18 protein-coding genes are annotated in these 20,070 nt (G+C 69.4%); 10 read left to right on the top strand and 8 right to left on the bottom strand.

Annotated elements, in window-relative coordinates; translation table 11 throughout:
- The first annotated feature begins 4 nt into the window (after positions 1-4).
- From NM961_RS04815 to NM961_RS24115, 3 genes are all read left to right on the top strand, one after another.
- On the top strand, positions 5-1,414 hold the full coding sequence (locus NM961_RS04815) for an MATE family efflux transporter (RefSeq protein WP_255911985.1): 1,410 nt from the start codon (positions 5-7) through the stop codon (positions 1,412-1,414).
- Between the two features lie 42 nt (positions 1,415-1,456).
- The gene (gene sppA, locus NM961_RS04810) at positions 1,457-3,304 is read left to right on the top strand and encodes a signal peptide peptidase SppA (RefSeq protein ID WP_255911975.1); all 1,848 of its coding nucleotides are present in this window, start codon (positions 1,457-1,459) and stop codon (positions 3,302-3,304) included.
- 88 nt (positions 3,305-3,392) lie between these two features.
- Positions 3,393-4,778: an FG-GAP repeat protein gene (locus NM961_RS24115; RefSeq protein WP_255911973.1), complete on the top strand. Its 1,386-nt coding sequence runs from the start codon at positions 3,393-3,395 to the stop codon at positions 4,776-4,778.
- Positions 4,779-4,848: 70 nt separating this feature from the next.
- Here NM961_RS24115 and NM961_RS04800 read toward each other — a convergent pair whose 3' ends face one another.
- The gene (locus tag NM961_RS04800; protein WP_255911971.1) at positions 4,849-5,595 is read right to left on the bottom strand and encodes an ABC transporter ATP-binding protein; all 747 of its coding nucleotides are present in this window, start codon (positions 5,593-5,595) and stop codon (positions 4,849-4,851) included.
- Positions 5,595-6,740: a hypothetical protein gene (locus NM961_RS04795; RefSeq protein ID WP_255911969.1), complete on the bottom strand. Its 1,146-nt coding sequence runs from the start codon at positions 6,738-6,740 to the stop codon at positions 5,595-5,597. The genes NM961_RS04800 and NM961_RS04795 overlap by 1 nt, the downstream gene beginning before the upstream one ends.
- 75 nt (positions 6,741-6,815) lie before the next feature.
- Between NM961_RS04795 and NM961_RS04790 the strand changes: the two genes are divergently transcribed.
- The 3 genes from NM961_RS04790 (at position 6,816) to NM961_RS04780 (ending at position 8,940) form a co-directional block, all read left to right on the top strand.
- Positions 6,816-7,460, top strand: coding sequence for an HD domain-containing protein (locus tag NM961_RS04790; RefSeq protein ID WP_255911967.1), 645 nt, complete (start codon positions 6,816-6,818; stop codon positions 7,458-7,460).
- 291 nt (positions 7,461-7,751) lie between these two features.
- Positions 7,752-8,492 (top strand): 2OG-Fe dioxygenase family protein, encoded by a 741-nt coding sequence (locus NM961_RS04785; RefSeq protein WP_255911965.1) that lies wholly within the window; start codon positions 7,752-7,754, stop codon positions 8,490-8,492.
- Between the two features lie 70 nt (positions 8,493-8,562).
- The gene (locus NM961_RS04780) at positions 8,563-8,940 is read left to right on the top strand and encodes a hypothetical protein (RefSeq protein WP_255911955.1); all 378 of its coding nucleotides are present in this window, start codon (positions 8,563-8,565) and stop codon (positions 8,938-8,940) included.
- Positions 8,941-9,026: 86 nt separating this feature from the next.
- Here the strand turns inward: NM961_RS04780 and NM961_RS04775 are convergent, their stop codons facing one another.
- Positions 9,027-9,470 (bottom strand): hypothetical protein, encoded by a 444-nt coding sequence (locus NM961_RS04775; RefSeq protein ID WP_255911953.1) that lies wholly within the window; start codon positions 9,468-9,470, stop codon positions 9,027-9,029.
- Between the two features lie 120 nt (positions 9,471-9,590).
- Positions 9,591-10,220 carry a glutathione S-transferase family protein gene (locus tag NM961_RS04770; protein WP_255911951.1) on the bottom strand — a complete coding sequence of 210 codons (630 nt, stop codon included), beginning with the start codon at positions 10,218-10,220 and terminating at the stop codon, positions 9,591-9,593.
- Between the two features lie 256 nt (positions 10,221-10,476).
- Here NM961_RS04770 and NM961_RS04765 point away from each other — a divergent pair, with 256 nt between their 5' ends.
- Entirely contained in the window at positions 10,477-11,229 is a 753-nt protein-coding gene (locus NM961_RS04765; RefSeq protein WP_255911949.1) for a DUF2884 family protein, read from the top strand.
- 89 nt (positions 11,230-11,318) lie between these two features.
- Here NM961_RS04765 and NM961_RS04760 read toward each other — a convergent pair whose 3' ends face one another.
- Both NM961_RS04760 and NM961_RS04755 read right to left on the bottom strand, forming a co-directional pair.
- A complete protein-coding gene (locus NM961_RS04760) occupies positions 11,319-12,602 on the bottom strand; it encodes a Xaa-Pro dipeptidase (protein WP_255911947.1) in 1,284 nt (427 codons plus the stop codon).
- Between the two features lie 181 nt (positions 12,603-12,783).
- The gene (locus tag NM961_RS04755; protein ID WP_255911945.1) at positions 12,784-13,875 is read right to left on the bottom strand and encodes a prephenate dehydrogenase/arogenate dehydrogenase family protein; all 1,092 of its coding nucleotides are present in this window, start codon (positions 13,873-13,875) and stop codon (positions 12,784-12,786) included.
- A 175-nt stretch (positions 13,876-14,050) separates the two neighbouring features.
- Between NM961_RS04755 and NM961_RS04750 the strand changes: the two genes are divergently transcribed.
- From NM961_RS04750 to lpdA, 3 genes are read left to right on the top strand one after another with little or no spacing between them, the layout of a single operon-like run.
- Positions 14,051-15,442, top strand: a complete 1,392-nt coding sequence (locus NM961_RS04750) for a dihydrolipoyllysine-residue acetyltransferase (RefSeq protein WP_255911943.1) — start codon at positions 14,051-14,053, stop codon at positions 15,440-15,442.
- Between the two features lie 13 nt (positions 15,443-15,455).
- Positions 15,456-16,412: a hypothetical protein gene (locus NM961_RS04745; protein ID WP_255911941.1), complete on the top strand. Its 957-nt coding sequence runs from the start codon at positions 15,456-15,458 to the stop codon at positions 16,410-16,412.
- Complete coding sequence (gene lpdA, locus NM961_RS04740; protein ID WP_255911939.1) at positions 16,399-18,210, top strand: dihydrolipoyl dehydrogenase; 1,812 nt, start codon at positions 16,399-16,401, stop codon at positions 18,208-18,210. The genes NM961_RS04745 and lpdA overlap by 14 nt, the downstream gene beginning before the upstream one ends.
- 498 nt (positions 18,211-18,708) lie before the next feature.
- Here lpdA and NM961_RS04735 read toward each other — a convergent pair whose 3' ends face one another.
- A complete protein-coding gene (locus tag NM961_RS04735; protein WP_255911937.1) occupies positions 18,709-19,371 on the bottom strand; it encodes an ATP-binding cassette domain-containing protein in 663 nt (220 codons plus the stop codon).
- Entirely contained in the window at positions 19,364-20,053 is a 690-nt protein-coding gene (gene modB, locus NM961_RS04730) for a molybdate ABC transporter permease subunit (RefSeq protein WP_255911935.1), read from the bottom strand. The genes NM961_RS04735 and modB overlap by 8 nt, the downstream gene beginning before the upstream one ends.
- Between the last annotated feature and the right edge of the window lie 17 nt (positions 20,054-20,070).

The following is a 20,070-nucleotide window of genomic DNA, read 5'->3' as shown; positions in this document are numbered from 1 at the left end:
GCCCATGTTCTCCTTCGACAGCCAGCGCCTGCGGCGCGAATTTGGCCAGACCCTGTTGCTCGCCCTGCCCCTGGTGGCGGGGCAGCTCAGCGGCGTGGGCATGACCGTGATCGATACCATGCTGGCCGGGCATCTGAACGCGCACACCCTGGGCGCGGTGTCGGTGGGCGCGAATTTCTGGGTGCTGGCCTACGTCGCCGCACTGGGCGTGATGATGGCGCTGTCGCCGTCGGTGGCCCAGCTGGCCGGCGCGCGGCGCGAGAAGGAGATCGGCGCGCTGTTCCGCCAGGCCCTGTGGCTGGCCGCCGGCATGGGCGTGCTGCTGTTCTTCGCGGTGCGCCTGCTCGCGCCGCTGTTCCTGCACTGGATCGGCGTGGATCCCAGCCTGCGCGACGACGCGCTGGCCTTCGTCCATGCCATTTCCTGGGGCGCACCGGCGCTGTGCGCGTATTTCGCCCTGCGCGGCGTCAGTGAAGGCATGGGCCTGACCCGGCCCACCATGTATTTCGGCCTGCTCGGCCTGGCCTTGCTTGCGCCCATAGGCTGGGCGCTGATGTACGGCCGCCTCGGTTTTTCGCCGCAGGGCGCGCGCGGCTGCGGCGCAGCCACGGCGCTGGTGCTGTGGCTGCAGATGTTCGCCCTGCTGGCCTGGTTGCGCTGGCGTCCGGAATACCGCCGCCAGGATCTGTTCGCGCGCTGGGACCGGCCGGACTGGCGCGCCATCTCCCAGCTGCTGCGCATAGGCCTGCCCATGGGGGTTGCGGTGTTCATGGAGGCCAGCCTGTTCGCCGTGGTCGCCCTGGTGCTGGCGGGTTTCGGCGAGACCACGGCTTCGGCCCACCAGATCGCGCTCAACGTATCGGCGGTCTGCTTCATGGTGCCGCTGGGCCTGGCGCTGGCCATCACCGTGCGCGTGGGCAATGCGGTGGGCCGCGGCGATGCGCGCGGCGTGCGCTACGCCGGCTATTCCGGCATCGTGCTGTGCATCGCGACCCAGTTCCTGCCGGTCAGCTTCATGCTGCTCGTGCCCGAGCGCGTGGCCGCGCTGTACACCAGCGACGGCGCCGTCATCGCCCTGGCCGGGCAGCTGCTGGTGCTGGCCGGCCTGTTCCAGTTTTCCGACGGCATCCAGGTTGCCTCGAACGGTGCCTTGCGCGGGCTCAAGGACACGCGCGTGCCCATGCTGATCACGGTGCTGGCGTACTGGGGCATTGGCATGCCGGTGGGCTGGTATCTGGCGTTCCGCGCCGGCCAGGGCGCGCGCGGCATGTGGATGGGGCTGATCGCCGGCCTGTCGGCCGCGGCGGTATTGCTGTTCCTGCGCTTCCACCGCCAGGCCCGCCACGGGCGCTGGCAGCCGCCCGGCCCCGCGGCACAGGATTCCGCCGCGGTTCCGGGCCACAATCACGGATGACGGCCGCCCGGCGGCCGTGAAAACTCAATCTGGAGAATGCAAATGACGGAGCGCAAGCCCGGCCTGCTGCGGCGGTTCTTCACCGGCATCTGGGATGCCGTGAACTTCACCCGCCGGCTGGTTCTGAACCTGATCTTCCTGTTCATCCTGCTGGCCTTCTTCATCGCGCTGTCGGCGCGGGCGCCGCTGCTGCAGCCGCGCACGGCGCTGGTGCTGGATCTGAAGGGCCAACTGGTGGAGCAATACCGCAACGACGCCGGCTCGCGCGCGCTGGAACGCATGCTCGGCAACAAGGCCGCCGAATTCCAGCTGCGCGATGTGCTGGACGTGATCCAGCGCGCGGCCAAGGATCCCAACATCGAACGCATCGTGCTGCTGCCCGACGACCTGCGCGGCGCCGGCATGGCCAGCCTGATGGAGATAGGCCAGGCGCTGGAGCGCTTCCGCAGCAGCGGTAAGGAAGTCGTCGCCGTGTCCGACGGCATGACCCAGCTGCCCTACCTGCTCAGCACGCATGCGGACCAGATCCTGCTGCATCCCGACGGCGCGGTGCTGCTCAACGGCTTCGCCAGCTACCGCGGCTACTACAAGGATCTGCTGGACAAGCTCGCCGTCACCGTTCACCTGTTCCGCGTAGGGGAATTCAAGTCGGCGGCCGAGCCCTACATCCTCAACGGCGCCTCCAGCGAAGCGCGCGAGGCCGACCGCTACTGGCTGGACGGCCTGTGGCAGACCTGGCTCAGCGAGGTCGGCAGCCGGCGCAAGCTGGAACCCAAGGCGATCCAGAACGGCATCGAGATCCTGCCCGATGCAGTGGAAGATGCGAACGGCGATATGGCCAAGATCGCGCTGACCTCGCACCTGGTCGACCGCCTCGCCACGCGCGACGAAGCGCGCGAAATCCTCATCGCCAAGGGCGTCGCGGACAAGGAGAACCACACCTTCCGCCAGATCCACTGGCGCGATTACCAGGCCATGCTGAGCCAGTCGGCGCCGGATCTGCGCGCCTCGGTCGCGGTGGTCGTGGCCGAAGGCGAAATCGTCGGCGGCGAACAGGCGCCGGGCACGGTCGGCGGCGAGTCCACCGCCGCGCTGCTGCGCGAGGCGCGCGAGGACGACAACGTCAAGGCCGTGGTGCTGCGCGTGAACTCGCCCGGCGGCGAAGTGTTCGCTTCCGAGCAGATCCGCCGCGAAGTGCAGCTGATCAAGGCTGCCGGCAAGCCGGTGATCGCCTCGATGGGCGACGTGGCCGCTTCCGGCGGCTACTGGATCTCGATGAACGCCGACGAGATCTACGCACAGCCCGCGACCATCACCGGCTCCATCGGCATCTTCGGCCTGTTCGTGAACATAGACGCCACGCTGCAGAAGATCGGCGTGCATACCGACGGCGTCGGCACTACGCCCTTCGCCGGCGCGCTGGATCCGCGCCGGCCGCTGGATCCGTCCGTGGCCAAGGTGATCCAGTCCATCATCGACAAGGGCTACCGCGATTTCATCGGCCGCGTCGCCGAGGCGCGCGGCAAGCAGCCGGCGGAAATCGACCAGGTCGCCCGCGGCCGGGTCTGGAGCGGCCGCCAGGCGCTGGAGCGCGGCCTGGTGGACAAGCTCGGCGGTCTCGACGCGGCCGTTGCCGCGGCGGCCGAACGCGCCAAGCTCGGCACGGAATGGCAGACCCGCTACATCGAGAAAACCCCCGGCGCGTTCGAGCGCTTCCTGCTCAGCCTCAGCAACAACGCCAGCGCGCAGGCTCTGGCCCGCATCGAGCTGCTGCGGCCGGAAACCGCGCTGCTCCAGGACCCGGATCTGCAGCGGCCGCTGCGCATGCTGCGCTCGCTCCAGGACGGCAAGCCCAAGGCATTCGCCTACTGCTTCTGCGAGATCCGCTGAGCCCCGTGCGGCGCTGCGGCGCCGCACGATGTTCGCTTCGCGGTGACGATGGCGTTCATCGTCGTAGCGACGTCAACGGGGAGAGGCCGTGCGTATATTTGTGCGCATTCTTGCGATCGCCGCGCTCGCCTGCGGCAGCGGTGCCGCGGCCGCGCAGACGGCACCGGTCTACAGCTACCTGCCGCCGGTCTTCGGATCGGGCAATGCCGCCGATCGCGCCGGAAGCAGCGTTTCGCGCGACGGCGAATGGCTGGCCGTCGGCGTGCCGGGCCATGACGACGACGGCGCGGCCGACTCAGGCCGCGTCGGCATCTACCGCTGGACCGACGGCGCCTGGCGCGCGCTGGCGCCGCTGCGGCTGGGCGCGCTGGACGGCGAATCGGCGCAGGCCGGCGCGCGGTTCGGCGCATCCGTCTCGGTATCCGGCAGCCGCGTGCTGATCGGCTGTCCCGGCTGCAGCGACGGCCGTGCCAAGGCCTATCTGGTGGATCTGCAGGAGCCCTTGTTTCCGGCGGCGTTCCGCAAGCTGTTCCCGCCGGTCATCGCCGAGCCCGATGCCGAGCTGGGCATAGGCGCGGCGGTCGCGCTTTCCGGCGGCGTGTTCGCGGTCGGCGCGCCGCTGGGGCGCAGCACGCTCGCCGGCGTCGAGCGCGGCGCGGTCGCGACCGGCCGCATCGACGGCGCGGGCGTGGCCTGGGAAGACATCCTGTTCGGTCCCGAATCGCCGGCCGGCTCGCGCTTCGGCCATGCGCTCGCGCTGGCGGCGACCTCGGGCAGCGTGCCCTTGACCGGCTACCGCTCGCTGCTGATCGGCGCGCCGGCCTACGTCAACAGCGGCGGCTTCGGCCTGGCCGGCCGCGGCTACCTGTACCAGCGCAGCGATTTCGGCACGGGCTGGGACTACCGGCAGGAGTTTGCCAACGCGACGCCGGGGCTGGCCGATGCGATGGGCAGCAGCGTCGCGATCCAGCGCACGTCGGCCGAGGTCGACGGCTATCTCGCCCTCGGCGCGCCCGGGCGCAGCGTCAACGGCACACCGGGCGGCGGCGCGTTCATCCATGTGCGCGCGGTCGGCCAGAATGCGTATGCGTTCGAGGCGCTGGTCCAGCATCCCGAGGCCGAGGCCGGCGACCGCTTCGGCAGCGCGGTCGGCATCGACGGCACGCGCCTCGCCGTCGGCGCGGACGGCCGCGCGCGCGGCCCGTCGTTCCCCGACCAGGGCCGCGTCTACGTGTTCGACCGCCAGGCGCCTTCGGGCGGCGCCTGGCCGCTGCGGCAGGAGCTGACGTTCCCGGGCTCGGGCAATGTGAATCTCGGCCGCGCCCTGAGCGTGGCGCTGGACATGATCGTCGTCGGCTGGCCGGCGCAGGACTTCGCCGCGAGTGGCGGCGGTGCCGCCATCTACGCCTGCGATCTGCTCTTCGTCGACGGCCTCCAAGGCAACACCGCGGCGCGCCCGTGCACGCGGCCGTGAGGACGTTGCCGGGTTCCGCACCGCGTGCGTGACGGCGGTGCGGCCCTGCGCGCGGCGGCGAGGCCGGGCCTCAGTCCGTGCGCGGCGCGCCGAAGCGCCGCAGCGCCTCGACCATCACCTGTTCCAGCGAGTTGTCCGCATCGTGGCGGATCGCATCCAGTGCGGCGGTGTCCCAGTCCTGCACCAGACGGCCGCCGAGCAGCAGCACGCAGCGGCTGATGAAGCGTTCGGCCACTTCCAGCGCGTGCGTGGCCAGCAGCACGGCGCAGCCGTTTTCGCGGGTCAGGCGCACCAGGTATTGCTTCAGGGCAAAGGCGCTGAGCGGGTCCAGGCCGTTCATGGGTTCGTCCAGCACGATCAGCGGCGGTTCGCCGATCACGCCGAGCAGGATGCCGAGCTTCTGCCGCGTGCCCAGCGAGTAGCTCTGCACTTCGCGATCCAGCCAGGTATCGAAAGCCAGCTCGCCTGCGAGCGCGAGCGTGGCCGCGGGCACGCCGCCCAGGCCGCGCGCGCCGGCGAACAGTTCCAGGCACTGGCGGCCGGTCAGCAGCGGCGGCAGCAAGGTCGGATCGACGGCGAAGCCCAGGCGCTGTTTGGCGGCGAGCGCGTCCTCGCCCAGCGCGATGCCGGCGATCGCGACGCGGCCCTGCTGCGGCGCGAGTATTCCGGCCAGGCAGCGCAGCAGCGTGGTCTTGCCCGAGCCGTTGGGGCCGATCAGGGCGACGAATTCGCCGGGAGCGATGCGCAGGTCCAGATTGTCCAGCACGCGATGCGGGCCGTAGGCATGGACCAGGCCGGCGATTTCCAGTGCAGACATCAGCGAACACTCCGGGCGACGTAATAGTGACGGGCGATCAGGCCCAGCGCGGCAACCGGCGCCAGCGGCGGCAGCTGATAGGCGAGCAGCAGCAACAGGCAGGTCTCCGCCACGGCGCGCGTGCGCGCCAGCCATGGACGCTTGCGGTAGCGCCAGGTCAGGCTCAGCGAAAGCAGGCTGCCCAGGCCCAGCGCCAGCACCACGATCAGTGCCAGGGTCAGGCTGGCCGACTGCAGCAGCAGTCCGATCACACAGAGCAGCGCGGTGCAGCTCCAGGCGAACAGCGGATAGCGCAGCGTGGCCGCGGCAAAGCGCGGAAACGGCAGGGGCAGGGCGGCGCTGAGGCGGTCGGCGGCGACGATGCTGTCCTCGCTCGCGCGCAGGGCAAGTCCATACCAGATCAGCGCAATGCCCAGCAGCGACAGGCCGGCAAGGCTGGCCGCGGGCATGGCAGCGGGAATCAGCAGGGCCAGTCCGCCCAGCTGCCAGCGGCGGCCGCCGGCGCGCCAGCGCCGCGCGGTCTCGCGGCGCTGCCAGTCCGGCAGATGGTGCAGTTGTGGATGATCCAGCCGGTCCAGGCGCAGGAACGCGGCGCTGGAATGCTCCTGCGTGCGCGCGCCGGGCGGCAGCCGCTCGCGCCGGCGGGCGCCGAGATAGCCCAGCAGCGCGCCCAGCCACAGCGCAATGCTGGCGGTGAGCGCGACCGGCGTGAACCAGCTGGTGGAGCGGCGCGACAGCCATACCACCAGCAGCAATACGGCCAGCACCACGGCGTTGCCGAACACGGTCAGCAGCAGCGCATTCAATTGCAGGCTGCGCCGCGTCGCCGCCGCCGGCACCGGCATCGCGCCCCACCAGCCGGTGCGCAGTTCCTCGGCCAGGGTGAGCGTGGAACTGCGCACCATGGCCAGGCCGAAGCCGGCGAAAGCCAGTCCCAGCAGCAGCGGCTGGGCGGAAAGCAGGCGCAGCACCAGGCCTATGCGGTCGCCGTCGATGCGGCCCACGCCGTTGACGACCAGGGCCAGCAGCACGCCGCCGCCGACAAGATGGAACACGGTCTGCGGCCAGTGGCGCAGGGCCAGGCGCAGGCGGTTGCCGGCGACGCGGCGGGTTTCGAGCAGGCGAGGGTGAAATAGGCTGGGCATTTGTGCGAGTGTGGTCGCTGCCGTGTGACGCGGCATGGGGCAAGAGTTGGGTTGTTGCACAGGACGCCATCAGCGATGAACACCGCAGACCTGGCCGCACCGCTGCCATTGCCGGAGGAACTGCTGCAGCAGTTGCAGGCGCAGTACGCGCAGCCGCCGCGGGCTTATCACAATTTCGCCCATGTGCAGGAAGTACTGGGGCACTACGCCGCCGTTGCCGCGGACGTGGGCTGGGCGCAGCCGGCCGAAGTGTTCCTGGCGCTGCTCTACCACGATGCGATCTACGAGGCGGGACGCAAGGACAACGAGGCGCGCAGCGCCGAGCTGGCCCGCGCCGCAATCGCGCGCTGGCTGCCGCCGCAGGCCGCCGATGCGGAGCGTGTCGCCGCCCTGATCCTGATGACCGCGCGCCACGGCCACTGGCAGCCCGGCCAGGCCGATGCCGACGCGGCGCTGTTCCTGGACTGCGACATGGCCATACTCGCTGCTGCACCGGAACGCTTCGACGCCTACGACGCCGCCATCGCACAGGAGTACCGCGGCAAGCTGCCGGCCTGGATGTTCCGCCATTACCGCCGCCGTTTCCTGCGCAGCCTGCTCGATGCGCCGCGCATATTCCTGTCCGACTATTTCCACGCACGCTGCGACATGGCCGCGCGCGCCAATCTGCGCCGCTGCCTGGGCGGGCGCAGCGCGCTGAAGGCCAGCGCCGGACGCTGAAGGCGGCGGTTGCGGATTACGCCTCCCGTGCACGCCGGCGCCGCGGGGCCAATGCCGCCGGATTGCGCGGAGCCAAGCCGCGGCGGCCGGCGCGCGGGCCCTGCGCCGCGCCGGCAATGGTGTCGCGCCGAACCCCTGCACCGGCGCGCGGTTCGCGCACACCGGCGCCGGCCGCCGCGGAACCAATCGCGCCGCCGCGCAGGGAGCCATGCGCGGCCGCGCCGCCTGTACGCATATGACGATGCGCCATCGCCGGTCCGCGCCGCGCCCGCGCTCTGCTACCGTTTCCGCATGGAACGCACCGATACCGCTCCCAGCCTGCTCGCCGCGGTCGAGCCCGACCTGCGCCGCGTCGGCTTCGCCTTCGTCGCCGGCGACACCTTCCAGGCCCAGCTCGCCGCCTGCGGCCCGCTGCAGGACTGGGCCGAATTCGCCGCGAGCTGGAACGACCTGGCCGTGGACACCTACATGGCCGACCAGGGGCGCTACCGCCGCCGCCGCCACGCCGTCTACGCCAGCGATGCGGACGGCGAACTGCGCCGCCAGCCGCACCAGCCGCACTACCAGGCCTTGCAGTACAACCACCTGCACGGCGGCATCGCACGCTGGTTCGAGCCGGTGGACGCGCGCTGGGACGGCGCCGGCAGCCTGAGCACCGTGCTGCGCTACTGCCGCCAGCTGTTCGGTGCGCTGGCCGGCCAGCCGCGCTGGCAGGTGGAAGTGCATCAGTTCCGCATCGAGGCGCGCGCCGGCGAAGCCGGCCTGCCCACGCCCGAAGGCGTGCATCGCGACGGCGTGGATTACGTGCTGGTGCTGCTGGTCGCGCGCCACAACATCGCCAGCGGCACCACCACCATCCACGAACCCGACGGCCGCCTGCTCGGCCGCTTCACGCTGACCCACGCCTTCGATGCGGCCCTGGTCGACGACGCCCGCGTCTTCCACGGCGTCACGCCGGTGCAGGCAGTGGACACGAATGCCCCGGCCTACCGCGATGTGCTGGTGGTGACCTTCCGCCGCCTGCCCGACTGAGCCGCGCAGTCAATCAGGCTTCAGCCGGCGCGGGTTAGGGTCGGCCCACTCCCCGCCGGACTTACGTGTCGTGCTGCCCCGTCTGCTCACCCTGACGTTCACCGCGCTCGCTACGCTGACCCTCGCCCTGCCGCTGCGGGCGGAAACGGCCAGGCCGCAGCAGGAATTCCACTATTCGCTTTATCTGGAACTGGCCCGGGCCTACGACGCCAGCCTGGCCGGCCTGGCCTTCCTCGACCGTGTCGCCGCGCCTTCGCCGCAGGGACTGCGCATACGCTTCCCGCCCGGTTCCGAAGCGCGCGCCGCGGTACACCTGAGTTCCGGCGTGCTGCGCTACGCCGCCGATGACAGGGATGAGCTGCACCTGCCCGACAAGCGCGAATGGCGCCGCGACAATCCGCGCATCGTGCTGTCGGTACAGCCGCTGGAAGTGGCGTTGGAGTTTTGAGGGCCGGAATTCGGGATGGGCGATTCGGGATCGGCAGAATCGCGTGAAGCCGCTTTTGCGATTCCCGAATCTCCAATCGCGCCGCACTACATCGCCATCTGCGTGGCGCTCCACCGCCCCAGGCAATCTTCCACTTCGACAAACAGCGCGTAGTGCGCCTTGATCGCCGCGTGCAGTTTGGGCGAGCTTTCGGTCTCGTGCTCGAACAGATCGTGCATCAGGTCGATCACGCGGCGTTCGCGCTCGTGCAGTGCGGCGGCCTGGGTGCGCGGGTGCAGCGGGTCGAACTGGTGGCGCAGTTCCTCGTAGCCGAGATTCGGCGCCAAGGTGCGCACCGCATGGGCGGGTGAGGTCTGGAACAGCAGGCGGGTGGAGACCAGGTCTTCCAGCAGTTCGCGCCGGGCGCGCACGGCCAGGGCGAAGACCTCGGCGATCTCCGGATCGCGCACTTCGTCGCGCGCGAACATGTAGTAATCGCGTCCTTCGCGCAGCAGGCGGATCAGCAGCTGGGCATCGTCGAATGCGCTCATGGCCGTCATCCCGTAATCGCCATGTGCGCGTTATACGCAATTGCCATGTCGTGGAACAGCGCTGCGCAGGCCTTTGTTTCAAGGCCTGCGTGCTTTCACGCCGAATTCATCCGGAACTGCTCAGGCCCATTCGGTGAGACCCTCCAGCTCATACAGCTTGCGCCAGCTGTCGCGGGCGCGGATGCGGTCGGCCAGTCCCTGCAGCCGCGGCCACTGCGTCGCCGGCCTGGGCATGTTGCGCGACCAGCGCATCAGCATCACAGCGTAGAAGTCCAGCGCGCTGGGCTTGTCGCCGCCGAGCAGGTAGTCGCGGCCGTCGAGCTGGGCATCCAGGCGGGCGAAACAGTCTTCGATACGGCTGCGCACGCCGGCCTTGACCGCGTCGGCATCGGCCTGGGGCAGGTCGCCGGGATAGAACCAGAGGCGGAAAGCCGGCTGCAGGGTGTTGGCCAGGTGCATTACGCCTTGCAGGAAATCCAGCCGCTGCGGCGTGCCCGGTGCCGGCGCCAGGCCGGCTTCAGGATGGCGCTCGCACAGCATCAGCAGCAGGGCGGCGGTCTCCGCATGGGGCTTGCCGTCGATGACCAGGGTGGGCAGCACGCCGTTGGGATTGAGCTTGAGGTAATCGGGGCTGCGGTTGGCGCCGCTGTCGATGCTGACCGCGCGCAGTTCGTGCTGTGCGCCGATCTCGCGCAGCAACAGGTGGGGCAGCATGCTGGCCGAGCCGGGCGAGTAATACAGGATGTACATGGACGCACTCCGTGTCAGGGGAGCGCAAGCATACGGGGCGCCGGCGGCGTTGGAAGGTGCGCGGCGCGGCGCAAAGTCGCGGCCAGGCCGGCGCTGCAGCCGGGCGCGGCGCACCGGGGGCAGCCCGGGGCCTGCCGGAAGTCAGGGGGGCTTCCGGCTCCTGCGTCCTTGCAACCCTGGCGCGAGAATCTGCATCCAAGGCCACGTTCCCGCCGGGCCTGCCCCGGAAACCGCCAACCTGCCGCCGGAGTCATCGATGAAACGCCTGCTGCTCGCCGCCACCCTGGCCTTTACCTTTGCGACCGGCGCCCAGGCCGGCAACCACAATCTGGCCTCCTGCGGCCTGGACAGCAAATACGATGTCAGCCTCGACGGCAGCGGCCTGCAGTTCACCCGCGAGGACGGCAAGCCGGCCCGCATCGTGATGAACAAGGGCAGCCTGCGGATCGACGGCCGCGAAGTCAGCCTGGGCGAGGCCGACCGCGACCGCATCGCCGAATACGAAGCCACCGTGCGCGCACTGATCCCGCAGGCCAAGGGCATAGCCCGCGATGCGGTCGATATCGCCTATACCGCGGTCAGCGAAGTCGCCGCCGCGTTTTCCTCCACCGCCGACAGCAGCGCCGCGCGCCAGCGCCTGGGCGTGCTGCGCGACGAGTTCAAGCAGCGCGTCGACGACAGCTTCGACAAGAATCCCTGGAACGAGCACGAATTCGACCAGATCGCCGAACAGGCCATGACCGACCTGATGCCGGTCATCATCGGCGAGGTGGTAGGCTCGGCCGTGAGCATCGCCCTCAGCGGCGACGAGGCGGCGGCCAAGGAACTGGAGCAGCGCGCCGAAAAGATCGAGCGCGACATCCTGCGCCGCATCGACACCCAGACCGGCCAGCTCGCCGCCCGCGTCGCCACGCTGTGCCCGATGATGGCCAAGCTGGACAGGCTGGAATCGGCGCTGGATATCCGCGTCGACGGCAGCCGCATCAATCTGTTCGATCTGGAAGACTGAAATTCTCCGCGGCGCCGTGCGGATCCCGCGGCGCCGCGGAACTGACGGGCGTGCAGCGGCGGGCCGTCCGCCGCTGCACGCTTTCTGCATTACCTGGCTTTTTCCACCTTGCCGCCCTTCATCACGAACGACACCTTCTGCATCAGGTTGATGTCGTCCAGCGGATTGCCGGGCACGGCGATCACGTCGGCGTAGAGACCGGGCTTGAGGCTGCCGACCTGGTCCTTGCGGCCGAGCAGATCGGCGGCGTTGATCGTGGCGGCCTGCAATGCCTGGGCCGCGGTCTGGCCCCATTCGGTCATCTTGGCGAACTGCTTGCCGTTGTCGCCGTGCGGATAGACGCCGGCGTCGGTGCCGAAGGCGATCTTCACGCCGGCCTTGACCGCGCGCTGGAAGCTCTCGCGCTGTACGCGGCCGACCTTGCGCTCTTTCTCGATCATGCTCTGCGGAAACTTCAGCCGCGCGAACTCGGCCAGGATGTAGTCGTCGTTGTAGACGTCGGCGACCAGGTAGGTGCCGTGCTTCTTCATCAGCGCGATGGCTTCGTCGTCGAGCATGCTGCCGTGTTCGATCGAATCCACGCCGGCCTTGACCGCCATCTTGATCGCCTCGGTGCCGTGGGCGTGGGCAGCGACCTTGCGGTGCCAGCGGTGCGACTCGTCGACCACGGTGTTCATTTCTTCCTGCGAATACTGCGGATCGCCTACCGATTCCTCTTCGCTGAGTACGCCGGCGCTGGCGGCATACTTGATGACGTCGGCGCCGTATTTCACATTGAAGCGGACCTTGGCGCGGATCGCATCCACGCCGTCGGCGATGCCGCTGAAACCGTCGAAGCGCAGGTACGGCGACATGCCCATGCCGCTGTCCATATGGCTGCCGGTGGCGCCCAGGGCCATGCCGCTGGCCAGTATGCGCGGGCCGGCGACCTCGCCGCGGTTGATCGCATTGCGCAGGGCCACGTCGACGAATTCGGACGAGCCCACGTTGCGCACCGTGGTGAAACCCGCGTCCAGCGTACGGCGCGCATAGACATGGGCGATCACGGCCTGGTCTATCGCGCTGCGGCGCAGGATCTGTTCGTTGAAGTCGCCGGATTGCCAGTCGATGTGCACGTGGCAGTCGATCAGCCCCGGCAGCAGGGTCGCGTCGCCCAGGTCGATGCGGCGCACGCCGTCGGGCACCTTGCCGTCGCTGCGCACTTCGACGATGCGCTCGCCCTCGATCACCACCACGGCATTGCTGCGCAGCTGGCCGCTGTCCGCATCGAACAGGCGGTCGGCGGTCAGCGCGACCCGTTCGGACTGGGCCGCGGCCGGTCCCAGCAGGGCAAGAGCGACGACGGCAGCAAGCGATTGGCGCAGCAATGACATGGCGGAATCTCGGCTTGGAGGGAAACCAAGCCTAAGCACAGCGCGCAGTGCCGGAACAGTACCGTTGGCCACGGTGGAACCGGGATTCGGGATTCGCAAATACCCGGGCAGGCGCCGCAGCATCCCTCAAGGCGATGCCCGCTTTGGCGAATCCCGCCTCATCAATCCCGAATCCCGGCGCTCACTCCTGGGGCGCGTGCAGATAATCCCGCCCCTGCTGCATCAGGCTGACAAAGCTGTCCTCGTCGCCGTTGCGCACCGCGGCGAGCAGGGTGTGGACGGCTTCGTCCAGGGCGGTGAGCGCGGGGCCGTTGTGGGCGTTGAGCGACTGGATCTCGAAATACAGATGCGGGTTTTCCCGCGCCACGCCCTCGGCGATGCCGAGCTGGGCGCCGAAGGTGGTCGAGGACACGGCCTTGAGCCGCTCCGAATCCACGCCGCTGCCGGCCAGGGCCGCGGTGAAGGCGATATTGACCGCGTGCGACAGGCCCAGCACCAGGGCGATGACGCGGTCGTGCTCGTCCAGGTCCATTTCCACCGTGATCGCGGTGGTGGAGGCGAACAGGGCGCGGGCAGCCTCCAGCGCCGCGCGGTCGCCGCAGTCGATCAGCACCACGTGGCGTCCGGCCAGCACATTGGCCGAAGGGCCGAACAGGGGGTGGATGGAGGTGGCGCGCACGCCGGCGGCCTTGAGCGCGGCCAGGGATCCGCGCAGCGGGGTCTTGATCGAGCCCAGGTCGAACACGATGCCGGGCGGGCGCTTTTCCGCCAGCGCGGCGAGGATGCGCGCTGCCGCGCGCAGCGGCGTGGCGACGACGATCAGGTCGTGCTCCAGGCCGCCTTCGTCCCAGCGCTCGCGCTGGGCGAAGCCGGCGGCGTTGGCGACCGGATCGGCCACTTCCACCTGAAAGCCCTGGGCGTCGAGGAAGCGCGCGAACCAGGCGCCCATGCGGCCGCTGCCGCCGATGACCAGCGCGCGCCGGCCGCCGCCCTGGGACAGGGCGCGCACGGTGTCCTGCTCCTGCCGGGTCAGCGAGGCGTTGATCAGCAGCTGCATCAGGCCGGCGGCCAGTTCCGGATCGATGCCGGCCTCGCGCGCATGGCCGCGCACGTTGTCCAGCACTTCTTTTTCGCGCCGGAAATCGCGCAGCGGGCGGCCGCTGCCGCGCTTGCTGCGGCCGATCTCGGCGACGATGCGCTGGCGTTCGGCGGCAAGACGGACCAGGTCCTTGTCGACCTGATCAAGTTGAGCGCGCAATTCCGGTATGTCCATGTAGCCATTCCGCAGCAAATGCCGGTCAGCTTAGCGGCTGCGGGCGGGAGCGGGGCGAACCAATCGGAATATGCCCCGGCCCGGCGGCTAGGTTGTCTGCTCCAGGCGCTGGTGCAGGCGTGGCTTCGCCGCCACAATAGCCGCCTTGCCCGAAATCTGCCGCCTGGGAGGGCGTATGTCGCAAGAAGTGAAGGTTCCCGACATCGGCAACTACGCCAATGTGCCAGTGATCGAGATCCTGGTCGCCCCGGGCGATACGGTGAAGAAGGACCAGGGCCTGCTGACGCTGGAGTCGGACAAGGCCACCATGGAAGTGCCTGCGCCGTTCGCCGGCGTGGTGAAGGAGATCAAGGTCAAGATCGGCGATGAAGTATCCGAAGGTTCGGTCGTCGCGGTGATCGATGCAGCCGATGCGGCGGCCAGGCCGGCCGCTCCTGCCGCGCCCAAGGCCGAGGCGGCCCCGGCCAGGGCCGAGCCGGCCGCGGCGAAATCCGAACCTGCTGCCGCGCCGGCGCCGGCCAGGGCCGAGGCGGCGCCCGCCGCCGCGGTGGCCGATGCGGCCCGCCCGGGCATAGACGCCGAGATCGCCGGCCCGCGCACGCCGCCGGTGCCGTTCGACGCCAGTGTGGTCATGCCGGACAAGGTGCCCCATGCCAGCCCCGCCGTGCGCCTGTTCGCGCGCGAGCTGGGCGTCGATCTGAGCCAGGTCAGCGGCAGCGGCCGCAAGGCGCGCATCACGCGCGAGGACGTGCAGAATTTCGTCAAGCAGGCCCTGTCCGCCGGCACCGCACCGCGCGGCGCGGCTGCGCCGGTCGCCGCCGGCGGCGGTCTCAACCTGCTGCCCTGGCCCCAGGTCGACTTCGCCAAGTTCGGTGCGGTGGAAACCCGCCCGCTGTCGCGCATCAAGAAGATTTCCGGCGCCAACCTCGCGCGCAACTGGGTCATGATCCCGCACGTCACCCAGCACGACGACGCCGACATCACCGAGCTGGAAGCGCTGCGCGTACAGATCAACAAGGAAAACGAGAAGTCCGGCGTCAAGCTGACCATGCTCGCTTTCCTCATCCGCGCCGTGGTCTCGGCGCTGAAGAAATTCCCGGATTTCAACGCCTCGCTGGATGCCAGCGGCGAGAATCTGGTGCTGAAGAAATATTTCCATATCGGTTTCGCCGCCGATACGCCCAACGGCCTGGTCGTGCCCGTGCTCAAGGACGCCGACAGCAAGGGCGTGCTGGAGATCGCGCGCGAGACCGGCGAACTCGCCGCCAAGGCGCGCGAAGGCAAGCTGGGGCCGGCCGACATGTCCGGCGGCTGCTTCTCCATTTCCTCGCTGGGCGGCATCGGCGGCACTGCCTTCACGCCCATCGTGAATGCGCCGGAAGTGGCCATCCTCGGCGTGTCCAAGTCCGCCATCAAGCCGGTGTGGGACGGCAAGGCCTTCCAGCCGCGCCTGATCCTGCCGCTGTCGCTGAGCTACGACCACCGCGTGATCGACGGCGCTTCGGCCGCGCGGTTCACCAGCTACCTGGGACAGGTACTGGCCGACATGCGCCGGACCTTACTCTGAAACCAGCGAGCCTATGCCGATCCAGCCCCGCATCACGGACGAGGAATTCCAGGACATCCGCATCATCGACCTGGACCTGAGCAGGACCACCTGGTCGCGGGTGCATGAAACCTTGCGCGTGATGTTCCTGCGGCTGGATCGGCCGCCGCCGGACACGGACTGGTCGCGGCTGTTCTTCGAGGAGCGCGATACGCGCATCGTGGCGCGGCGGCGCGGGCTGTGGATAGAGGAGAACTACATCAGCTTCGATTCGCTGCCCGACGAAGTGGACAAGATCCACCTGCCGGACATCCGCCTGTCGCTGGCCTACGCCAATCGCAAGTACCGCGAGCTGGCGCTGGAGCGGCGCCTGAAGCGGCAGGAAGAGCAGGCCGGCCAGCGCAGCGAGCGCGACGAGATGCTGGCGCTGCGGGCGCGGGTGCGCGGCATCCTGGATGTTCCTGCCGGCGCCGCGGCGCAAGATGCCGCCGCACCCGTGCCGGCGGCGAGAACGGCGGCCGCTGCGGCTGCGCGGATTGCCGTGGCGCCGGACGTCACGGCAGTGCCTGTGGTGGCGCCGGCTGCCGCAGCAGCCGTTGCGGCGAAGCCGGCGGCAGCGACGCCGATGGTGGCCAAGGCCGCCGCGGCGGCCGCCGCCGCCGCAGCTGCTTCGGAGGCCGCCAGATCCGTCGCCGCGGCCATCGCAGCGCGCGCGGCGGCGCGGACCGCGGCAACGCCAACCCGCACTGCGGTCGCGCCGCCGTCGGACAGCAGCACCGCCACGAACACAAGCGCAGCAGCTGCTCCGGCCGTGGAAACCACACCGGCTGCCGCTGAAGGAAAGACTCAACCCGCCACCGATCCGGCGCCGGCCGCAGCGCCCGCCGCCGATGCGCTGGCCGAATTCCGTTTGCGCCGCGATGCGCTGAAGCAGCGCTTCCGCCATGCCGCGGCACCCCAGGACAAGGAGCAGAACAATGGCAACGACTGAAGTCAAAGTGCCGGATATCGGCGGCGTGTCGGTCCCGGTGATCGAAGTCCTGGTCAAGGTCGGCGATACGGTCAAGAAAGAGCAGGGCCTGGTCACGCTGGAATCGGACAAGGCCACGATGGAAGTGCCTTCGACCGTCGCCGGCGTGGTCAAGGAGATCAAGGTCAAGCTCGGCGACGAGCTGGCCGAGGGTGCGGTGGTCGCGCTGATTGAAACCGATGCGGCTGCCGCCGCGCCGTCTGCGGCGGCGGCGGCGCCGGCTGCAGCACCTGCGCCTGCCGCCGCGAAACCCGCTGCCGCAGCGGAAAAGCCTGCGGCGGCGGCAGCTGCGGCTTCCGCAACGGCCGCGGCCGGCCCTGCGCCCGCCGCCGCCAGCGGCCGCCAGGCCGATGTCGAGGCGCAGGTCGTGGTGATCGGTTCCGGTCCCGGCGGCTATACCGCGGCCTTCCGCGCCGCCGACCTGGGCCAGAAAGTGGTGCTGGTCGAGCGCTATCCGGTGCTGGGCGGCGTCTGCCTCAATGTCGGCTGCATTCCGTCCAAGGCCCTGCTGCACGCCGCGCGCGTGATCGACGAGGCGCGCCAGTTCGCTGCCCACGGCGTGAGCTTCGGCGCGCCCAGCATCGACCTGGACAAGCTGCGCGAACACAAGTCCGCCGTGGTCGGCCAGCTCACCGGCGGCCTGGCCGGCATGGCCAAGCAGCGCAAGGTCACGGTTGTGAACGGCACGGCAAAGTTCATTTCGCCGCATGAGATCGAAGTGGAAGGGGCCGACGGCAAGAAGCTGGTGCGCTTCGACAGCGCCATCATCGCCGCCGGCTCCCAGGCGGTGAAGTTGCCCGGCTTTCCCTGGGACGACAAGCGCATGATGGACTCCACCGATGCGCTGGACCTGGCCGAAGTGCCCAAGTCCCTGCTCGTCGTCGGCGGCGGCATCATCGGCCTGGAAATGGCCTGCGTGTATGAGGCGCTGGGCGCCAAGGTCACCGTGGTCGAACTGATGGACCAGCTTATGCCCGGCGCCGATCCGGACTTGGTGCGCCCGCTGCAGCAGCGCCTGCAGAAGCGCTATGCCGGTATCCACCTCAAGACCAAGGTGGCAAAGATCGAAGCCCGGGCCGAAGGCCTGCTGGCGACCTTTGAAGGCGACAAGGCGCCGGAGCCGACCTTGTACGACCGCGTGCTCGTCGCCATCGGCCGTTCGCCCAACGGCGGCAAGCTCGATGCGCACAAGGCTGGCGTCAGCGTGACCGAGCGCGGCTTCATCCCGGTGGACAGGCAGATGCGTACCAACGTGCCGCACATCTTTGCCATCGGCGACCTGGTCGGCAATCCCATGCTCGCGCACAAGGCCACCCATGAAGGCAAAGTCGCCGCCGAGGTCGCCGCCGGCCACAAGAGCGAATTCGTCGCGCGCGTGATTCCGAGCGTGGCCTATACCGATCCGGAAATTTCCTGGGTGGGCGTCACCGAGGCCGAAGCCAAGAAGCAGGGCATTGCCTATGGCGTGGGCAAGTTCCCTCACGCCGCTTCGGGCCGCGCCATCGGCATAGGCCGTACCGAGGGCTTCACCAAGCTGATCTTCGACGAGGCTACGCATCGCGTCATCGGCGCCGGCATCGTCGCGCCGAACGCCGGCGACCTGATCGCCGAGATCGCCCTGGCGATAGAGATGGGCGCGGAAGCGGCCGACATAGGCCTGACCATCCATCCGCATCCGACCTTGAGCGAATCGGTGGGAATGGCGGCGGAGGTGTACGAGGGGACTTGTACCGATATTGTGGCGCCGAAGAAAAAGTAGGTGCGGGATTCGGGATTAGAGATTCGCGGTTCAGGGTCCGCGATTCATGGTTCGCGGCGACTGCGCTGTGAATCCTTTTTCAAGTGGGAATTGCCGTCGCCGAAAAGCAGAAAGCTCCCTTTCCCCCAGGCCCGCTTGGGGGAATGGGCTGAGGTGAGGGCGGCGATAAACGTGCCTCTGCATTGGAATTTCGTCTGCTTCTTCAGCACCCGAAGAAGCGGCGAGAACCGGATTTTCCCGCGACCGAGACGTCTCTCTTCACTCGGTCCTATCCCCCGGGGCGCGTAATCGCGCTTGGGGGATAGGGCTTTTCCGGCTCGCAATTCGAGGCTGGGGATTCCGTTCAACCCATACTCACACTGCGGGACGAATCCACCCTGTGCATCCACGCGCGTAGCCGTCCCGGCGAATGGCTGCAGATTGGGACCGACGGCCTGCTGGTCCATGTGGCCCGCCGCGGTCAGCAGACCTTGTGCAATATCCTCCCTTGGCCGGATGTCAGGCGAAGTCCTCCGCCCTGACTCTGCCCGCCACCCGCCCGTCGTCCAGCAACACCACATCTTCGGCCAGCGCACGCACCTCGTCGGGCTGGTGGCTGACCAGCAGTGTAGGCAGGCCGATCTCGCCGTGCAGGCGCCGCAGGTATTGCAGCAGCTGGCTGCGTGCTTCGCGGTGCAGGCCTACCAGGGGTTCGTCCAGCAGCAGGGCGCGCGGGCGGCAGAGCAGGGCGCGGCCTATGGCGACGCGGCGGGCTTCGCCGCCGGAGAGCGAGCCGGGCCAGCGTGCGAGCAGGTCGGTCAGGCCCAGCAGTTCGACTGCCGTATCGAAGGCGACCGGCGCGCCGGCCTGGACGGCATTGCCGTTTCCATAAAGCAAATTATCGCGAACACGCAGGTGTGGAAAAAGGCGGCCGTCCTGGAACACCACGCCCAGGCCGCGGCGCGAAGCGGGCAGTTGTATGCGCGCGGCGCTGTCGAACAGCACCTGGCCGGCCACGGCGATGCGGCCGCGTTCGGGCCGGCGCAGGCCGGCGACGGCCAGCAGTACACTGGTCTTGCCGCTGCCGGAAGGGCCGAACAGAGCAAGGTTGCGCGCATCCGAGGTGAAGGCCACCTGCAGCTCGAAATCGCGCGTGCGCCAGGCAATATCGACTTCAATCATCCTCGCCGCTCCTTGCCTGGGCGCGCCGGCCCAGCAGGGCCGCGCCCAGCGACGCAGCGACGCCGACGGCGAGGGCGACCCACACCAGCCGGCCCAGTCCGGCTTCGCCGCCGGGTTGGTTCAGCAGTTCCCAGATCGCGATGGACAGCGTGCGCGTTTCGCCCGGAATGCTGCCGACGAAGCTGATCGTCGCGCCGAATTCGCCGAAGGCGCGGGCGAAGGCGAGTACGCAGCCGGCCGCGACGCTGCGCAGCGACAGCGGCAGGGTGATGCTGAGGAAGCGCCGCCAAGGCCCGGCGCCCAGCGATTCGGCGGCGGCTTCCAGGCGCCGGTCCACGCCGTCGAAGCCGGCGCGGATGGAAATGACCAGAAGAGGAAAACTCATCACCGCGGCGGCGAGCACGGCGCCGCTCCAGTGGAACGCGAACTGTACGCCCAGCCCGGCCAGCCAGGCGCCCAGCGCGCCGTTGCGGCCCAACAGCAGCAGCAGCGCGTAGCCGGTGACCACCGGCGGCAGCACCAGCGGCAGGTTGAGCAGGGCTTCCAGCACGCTCTTGCCGGGAAAGCGCAGCCGCGACAGGGCCAGGCCCAGGGCCAGCGCGAACGGCAGTGCGATGGCCACGCAGAGCACGGCCACTTTCAGGCTGATCGCCAGCGCCGAGATTTCCGCGGCGCTCAGCATCGCGCAGCGGGCCAGCG

It is taken from the genome of Tahibacter harae, assembly GCF_024437735.1.
GTDB classification, from domain to species: domain Bacteria; phylum Pseudomonadota; class Gammaproteobacteria; order Xanthomonadales; family Rhodanobacteraceae; genus Tahibacter; species Tahibacter harae.
Note: the sequence above shows the minus strand (reverse complement) of the source record. Positions and strands in the feature narration are given on the sequence as shown.